The 6,454-nt window shown below is 63.7% G+C and carries 6 protein-coding genes; 3 read left to right on the plus strand and 3 right to left on the minus strand.

The window, feature by feature from the left end:
* The coding region (locus VIM61_13250) for a hypothetical protein (protein ID HEY8901372.1) at positions 1-1,109 on the minus strand (1,109 nt) is incomplete at its 3' end.
* A gap of 248 nt (positions 1,110-1,357) precedes the next feature.
* Here VIM61_13250 and VIM61_13255 point away from each other — a divergent pair.
* Positions 1,358-1,744, plus strand: a complete 387-nt coding sequence (locus tag VIM61_13255; GenBank protein ID HEY8901373.1) for a VOC family protein — start codon at positions 1,358-1,360, stop codon at positions 1,742-1,744.
* A 12-nt stretch (positions 1,745-1,756) separates the two neighbouring features.
* Here the strand turns inward: VIM61_13255 and VIM61_13260 are convergent, their stop codons facing one another.
* Both VIM61_13260 and VIM61_13265 read right to left on the minus strand, forming a co-directional pair.
* A complete protein-coding gene (locus VIM61_13260) occupies positions 1,757-3,769 on the minus strand; it encodes a threonine--tRNA ligase (protein ID HEY8901374.1) in 2,013 nt (670 codons plus the stop codon).
* A gap of 110 nt (positions 3,770-3,879) precedes the next feature.
* Positions 3,880-5,202 carry a family 1 glycosylhydrolase gene (locus VIM61_13265; protein HEY8901375.1) on the minus strand — a complete coding sequence of 441 codons (1,323 nt, stop codon included), beginning with the start codon at positions 5,200-5,202 and terminating at the stop codon, positions 3,880-3,882.
* 59 nt (positions 5,203-5,261) lie between these two features.
* Between VIM61_13265 and VIM61_13270 the strand changes: the two genes are divergently transcribed.
* A complete protein-coding gene (locus tag VIM61_13270; protein HEY8901376.1) occupies positions 5,262-6,176 on the plus strand; it encodes a hypothetical protein in 915 nt (304 codons plus the stop codon).
* 44 nt (positions 6,177-6,220) lie between these two features.
* A partial coding sequence (locus VIM61_13275) for a hypothetical protein (GenBank protein HEY8901377.1) occupies positions 6,221-6,454 on the plus strand: 234 nt, incomplete at its 3' end.

The raw sequence follows: 6,454 nt of genomic DNA on the forward strand, positions 1-6,454 counted from the left end.
AGCCAGGGCTGGCCGAAGCTCTGGCCGTTCTTCGTGAAGACAATGTCTCCCGCGAGAAAGACAGCGGAATGGTTGGCACCGCCGTTCTTATCGAGAACGAAGACGAGGTCGCCGTATTTGCCGGGCCGCGCGATGGGATAGTAATTTTCCGTGATGTAACGGCTCGTGAAGTCGACATTGGAGAAGCGGTCGTCCGGCGTCTCGTTGAAGAAATTCATCGTCGTCCAGTGGCAGTCCGAGTCAGCACCGCCGGCCTTCGTCGTGAGGGGGAACGTGTAGAGGCGTTCGCGAGCGAAGGAGGGCAGGAGATAGGTGAGACTGATGGTGCCATCCGCGCGACGCACCGATTCGAGCAGCGGCCGCACGTCCTTGCTGCGCACGCCGGGCACCGATGACCAGTAGGCGACGATCTTGTCGATGTCGGAATCCGGTCGCACGCGCAGGCGCACGAGCACCGCCGAGATGCGCGAGAGCACGCGCGCCACGTTCATTCGCTCCTCGTCGGTTGCGAGACGCTGGAGGACAAAGCCGAGGTCACTGAAGGAGGTGCGGTCGCCCTGCACATAGGAGAGATTGCGGATCATCGTCTGTGTCGCCGGCGGCAGTCCGCTGCTCTCGAGGGTCGCCAGGAAATCCTTCGTCGAAAAGCTGAAGGGAATCACGGGCTGGGGAATTCCGTTCCGACGACCCAGCTCGGCGTAGAGTTTCGCCCGGGCGGCTCCCGGCACGGAGACAATAAGCGCCTCGTCCGGGTGGACGACCAGACCGTCGGGCTTCTCGGTGACCATCGCCGGCGACAGAGCCCGCTCGGACGCGGCTGCCGGCACGCCGCAGCTCTCCATCAAGGCGCGAGCCTGCTCCCGATCCGCGCCGGGAAACTTCCAGTCGGCAACCAGCCGCGCTTCGAGCTCAAAGCCGGTGTATTCGTCCGGGCGCTCGAGTTGAATGTTGCGTTCGACCAGCTCTCCCCATTCCGGCACGGTCGCGGGTTTCGGCAGGTCGGCGAGGGGATCGACGGAAGAAACGAGAGGGGGCGTTCCGGCCTTTGTCCCCGGATCGGGGCGCAGAAGGAGCCAGGTGAGCGCGCTCGAGGCGATCACGAGTGACACGGAAAACAGGGTCAATCCCGCGAGGCTCATTCGCACGGCCGCAGCCGCGCGAGGACGTCGGGAGGATCTCCGGTCAGAGATGGGAGGGATGGGGGGCATGATGACTGCAGGGTCTAACCCCGCAGGACGCGAGAAAGCGCCATTTTTTGGCAGATTCGTGCGAATTATTTGGAAAATTATTAATGGCCGCGCCGAAATTGTGAAAATGGGGGCTGGCGTCTTTCCCGGAGAGACATTTCCTTGAGCGCATGAGCACCTCCGAGAATTCCGGCGAGTATCGTTCCATGAAACCCGGCGAGATCAGCTGGCAGGAGCTCATCACGAGCGATTCGGCTGCGGCGATCGCCTACTACACGAAGCTCTTCGGCTGGACGACGCAGCCCTTCCGCGATGGCTACACGATGTTCGTGCAGGATGGCGTCCCATTCGGCGGTGTGATGGAGGCGCCGGTCGCCGAGATTCCCACGCATTGGAAGACCTACGTGATCGTCGAGAATCTCGACGCCTCGATCGCGCAGGCCACGGAACTCGGCGGCACGCTTTGCTGGGGGCCGGAGGAGATCCCCGACGTCGGTCGCATCGCCATCGTGCAGGATCCCACCGGCGCGGTGATCGGGTTGCACCAGCAGCCGTAAGGCGTAGTCTTCTTACGCCCGGCGTTCCTTGATCGCGGCGACGATGTCGGCGATGGCTTCGGCCTTCGGCTTCGCGCCGACGTTGCCTTTGCCGTGAAGGCGGATGCTCACGGCGCCGGCCTCGAGGTCGCGGTTGCCGATCACCAGCATCGTGTGGACCTTGGTTTTTTCGGCGTTCGCGATCTTGGCCTTGATCGGGTCGGTGCCGAGGTCCATGTCGGCGCGGACTTCGTTCGCGCGCAGTTCGCGGTGGATCGCCTTCGCGTAGGTCGTGAGGGCTTCGTCGTCGCCGATGGTGATGACGCGGACCTGGTCGGGCGCGAGCCAGAGCGGGAAATTGCCGGCGTAGTGCTCGATGAGGAAGCCGATGAAGCGCTCGTGCGTGCCGAGCGGGGCGCGGTGGATGCAGAGCGGGGTCTTTTCGGCGTTGTCGCGGTCGCGATAGACGAGGCCGAACTTGCGCGGGACGGCGAAGTCGACCTGGTTCGTGGCGATGGTGAATTCGCGGCCGATGGCGCTCCAGACCTGGACGTCGATCTTCGGGCCATAGAAGGCGGCTTCGTTCGGCACCTCGACGTAGTTGATGCCGCTCTCGATGAGGACGCGGCGCACCATGTCCTCGGTCTTTTTCCAGAGCTCGGGCTCGTCGACGAATTTCTGGCCGAGCTTGGCGGGGTCGTGCGTGCTGAAGCGCATCTGGTATTTGCCGAGGCCGAAGATGGCGAAGTATTTGAGATACATCTCGTTCACGGCGCGGAACTCCTCGGCGAACTGCTCCTCGGTGCAGTAGATGTGCGCGTCGTTCATGTTGAGCGAACGCACGCGCATGAGGCCGAAGAGCTCGCCGCTCTGCTCGTAACGGTAGCAGCAGCCGTATTCCGCAAGGCGCAACGGCAGGTCGCGATAACTGTGCGGTTCCGCCGCAAAGATGCGGTGGTGATGCGGGCAGTTCATCGCCTTGAGGTAGTAGCGATCAGGGCGGCTGAGAGCATTTAACGCTTTCTGAATAGACTCCCCTTGGTCGACAACCTTCTGCAGATAGTCCGGAACAATTCCACCCGACTGCGCGATTTGTTTCTTTACCGACTGCGCAGTGAACTCCTTTGGAAGGATAAACGAGAATTCAGCGGACGCACGATCACACGCGTCTCCGAAAGGTTGGGTGAGATCATGCAGTTTCTCTTCAAGCTGGCGACGCTCCACGTCGTCTTCATCGAGAGTCATCGCCGGGAACATCGATTCCGCGTAATACGGTAGGTGGCCGCTCGTGCGATACATCTTCTCCCGCGCAAGGTGCGGGGTGCGGACGCGGACGTAGCCGGCGGCGAATTCGGTTTCCTTCGCGAGCTTCTCCAGCTCCTCGACGATGGCGGTGCCTTTCGGCAGCCAGAGCGGGAGGCCGGGGCCGACGAACTCAGGATCCATCGCGAAGAGGCCCATTTCCTGGCCGATCCGGCGGTGGTCGCGCTTCTTCGCCTCCTCGAGCATGGCGAAGTATTCGTCCATCGCGGTCTTGTTCTTGAACGCGGTGCCGTAGATGCGCTGGAGCTGGGGGTTCTTTTCGTCGCCGAGGTAGTAGGCGCTGGCGACGTGGGTCAATTTGAAGGCGCCGATGTTGCCGGTGCGCATGACGTGCGGGCCGGCGCAGAGGTCGGTGAAGTCGCCGTTGCGGTAGATGGTGATGGCCTCGCCCTCGGGGATGCGCTGGAGGATATCGAGTTTGAATTTACTGGGCTCGGGGCGGGCGCCGAGGGCGGCGAGCCGGCCTTCCTGCGCCATGGCGATGGCCTCGTCGCGGGTGACCTCGACGCGCTCGAAGACGTTGTTGGCCTTCGTCTCCTTCTTCATCTCGGCCTCGATGCGCTCGAAGTCCTCGGGCGTGATGCGGTGGGGCAGCTCGACGTCGTAGTAGAAGCCCTGCTCGACGGGCGGGCCGGCGGCGAATTGGGCCTCGGGCCAGATGCGCAGGATGGCGGTGGCGAGGACGTGCGCGCTGGAGTGGCGGAGGCGTTCGAGTTCGGTCATGGCGAAAGGGAGGGAAAGTTAAACCACCAAGGCACGAAGGACACCAAGAAATGCGAAAGGGGGAGGAGAGGGGATTTCCTCCCTTGGTGCCTTGGGAGTGGAATGTCGCCTTACGGCTCGGGATTGGTGCGGATGAAATTGGCGAACCAGTATCCCGTTGGCTCCATCTGGCGTTCCTTCGTTTTCGGGTTCACGTGGGTGAGGCCGAAGTTTGCGGCGTAGCCTTCGGCCCATTCGTAGTTGTCGCTGAGGGTCCACGGGAAGTAGCCGCGGATGTCGACGCCATCGTTGAGGGCGCGGCGCATCTGGTTGACGTGCTCGCGGTAGTAGCGGATTTTCTTCTGCTCGCTCTGGGTGCCGATGCCGTTCTCGGTGATGACGATGGGTTTGCCGTAGCGTTTCTGCACGGCGCGCATGACCGCGTAGAGGCCCTCGGGATCGACCTCCCAGCCATTCTGCGTGTAGTTCGACGAGAGCTCGCCCTGCGGCCGGGCGATGAAGCGCACGACGGAGGCGTCCTGCGAGTAGTAGTAGTTCACGCCGATGATGTCGGTGACGTCGGCGACCTTGTCGAGGTGGTCGAAGTTCTGCCGCTGCATCATGTTGTAGACGAAGCCGGTGGGGTCGCCGAGGTAGTTCCGCCGCCAGTTCGGGATCGAGTAGATGCCCATGACGATGGCGTCGGGGCGCTTCTCGCGAATGATCGTCGCGGCCTCGCGATACATGGCGACGGCGGCTTTCGTGGCTTTCTTGAGCGACCACGGGGTCAGCAGCAGGCCGGGGGGCCAGTGGCCGCCAAAGTAGCCGATGTAGAGGTCGCCGTTCGGCTCGTTCTGCGGGACGTAGATGCGGACGACAGGCGCGAGAGCGGTGACCATGCGGGTGACGTAGTCTTTCCACGCGGCCTCGATGCCGGGGTAGAGGAAGTCGGAGCGGCGCGGGCGCTTCGGATCGTAGACCCACGAGGGGAAGGTGAAGTGCCAGAGGGTGACGATGGGCTCGATGCCGGCGGCCTTGAGCTTGCGGGCCATGGCGACGTATTGACGGATGGCGGCTTCGTTGAAGACGCCGGGCCGGGGCTCGACGCGCCCCCATTCGATGCCGAAGCGGTAGTGGTTCACGCCGAGTTTCTTCAGCGCCTCGACGTCCTTGTCGAAATGCGTCCACGAGAACGTGGCGTCCTCGCCGCGCGGCGGGATGTGGCCTTCCTCGGCGAAGACGTCCCAGTCGGTCTGGAAGTAATTCGGCGAGTCCTTCGGCACGCCGCGGTCCTCGTTCTGGAAGCTCGCGGTCGACGTGCCCCACCAGAATTTTCCGGTCTTCACGGTCGGCGCGGGGCCGGCGGGCTTCTTGTAGGGGGCCGGCGGAGTCACGCATCCCGCAAGGGCGAGCAAGGCGCCGGCGGTCGCGAGGAGGTGTCGGGGAATAATCATATTGACCGCGATGGGGACGAGAGTTGATTGCTTACCGGCCGACGGCGCGCGCCTCAATGATGAACTGCTCCTCCCGAAATTTCGCCCTTTTCGTCCTTGGTCTTGCGCTGGTTGCCGCGCCGCTGCGCGCGATGGACGAAACGAACAAGACGCCGGACGCCCTCGTGCTGAAGGACGGCCGCACCGTGCGCGGGCTGATCATTCGCAACTCGCGCGACGCGGTGCTCCTGCAGGAGAAGACGGGCGAGGTGAGCTATCCGAAAAGTTCCATCGTGCGCATCCTCGACGAGGCGAATACCGGCACGGAGAACACGAAGATCAATCGCCGCGGCCGCCTGCCCTCGTGGCAGACCATCGCCAACGACCTCCGCAGCCACGACGAGATCCGGTCCATGCGGGAGATTCCGCCTACGCTTATCGACCAAGGCGAATTCGCGAACGTGCCTTACATGTCGTTCCGCGTGAACGGCGACATCGAGCTCGACATCTACGGCGACCCGCGCGATCCCGCGGGCGTCGAGATGGGCATCTATGGCTCGCGATCCGGCGACCGCGCCCTGCGCAACCTGCTGCGCTCCTACCTGGCCGGCTACCTCACCAGCCGCGAGGAGATCGCCGCGATCTACGCGATCCCGTTCACCGGCGGGATTCGCCAGGCGGGTGACGTGACGATCGAAATCACGCCGAAGACCGCGCCCGACGCCTACGGCGCGTGGTGGATTTCGCTCTACAACAAAAACCTTCTCGCCGCCGCCCGGGTGAGCCCGAAGAAATACGCCACGCTCGTGCGCCCGGAAAACGAGGTCGTCGACAAGAACGGCCGGGTGATCTGGAACGACTGGGGCCGCGGCCGGATGAGCTGGTCGCAGCGCGTGGATGCGATGGGTCGCTCTGCGCAGGTCGTGATTCAGGGGTTCTTTCGCGACAAGGATGGAAATTTTCGGCTTTTCCCCGTTTCGTCGAACGGCGAATAGCATGGGGCGTGGATGTTGAGCGCTTGATTTCACTGCCGCCTGCGATGGCGGAGATCTTCGGGGAACGCAGCGGGGGGGCGTGGTTCGCGGCGAGCGATCCGCGTGGAAGCAAGCTTGGCTCGGGCGGCGGAGTCGCCCATTTGCTCGTCGAGGGCTGCCGGTCTCGCGGCGGTGATTTCGGTTCATGGCTCGCCGATGGCAAGAAGCTCGCGCTGATGGCGGGCGGGCAGAGCCGGCGGCTGCCGGCCTACGCGGCGGAGGGCAAGATCCTCCTGCCG

The sequence above is a fragment of the Chthoniobacterales bacterium genome (assembly GCA_036569045.1).
Lineage (GTDB): Bacteria > Verrucomicrobiota > Verrucomicrobiia > Chthoniobacterales > JAATET01 > JAATET01.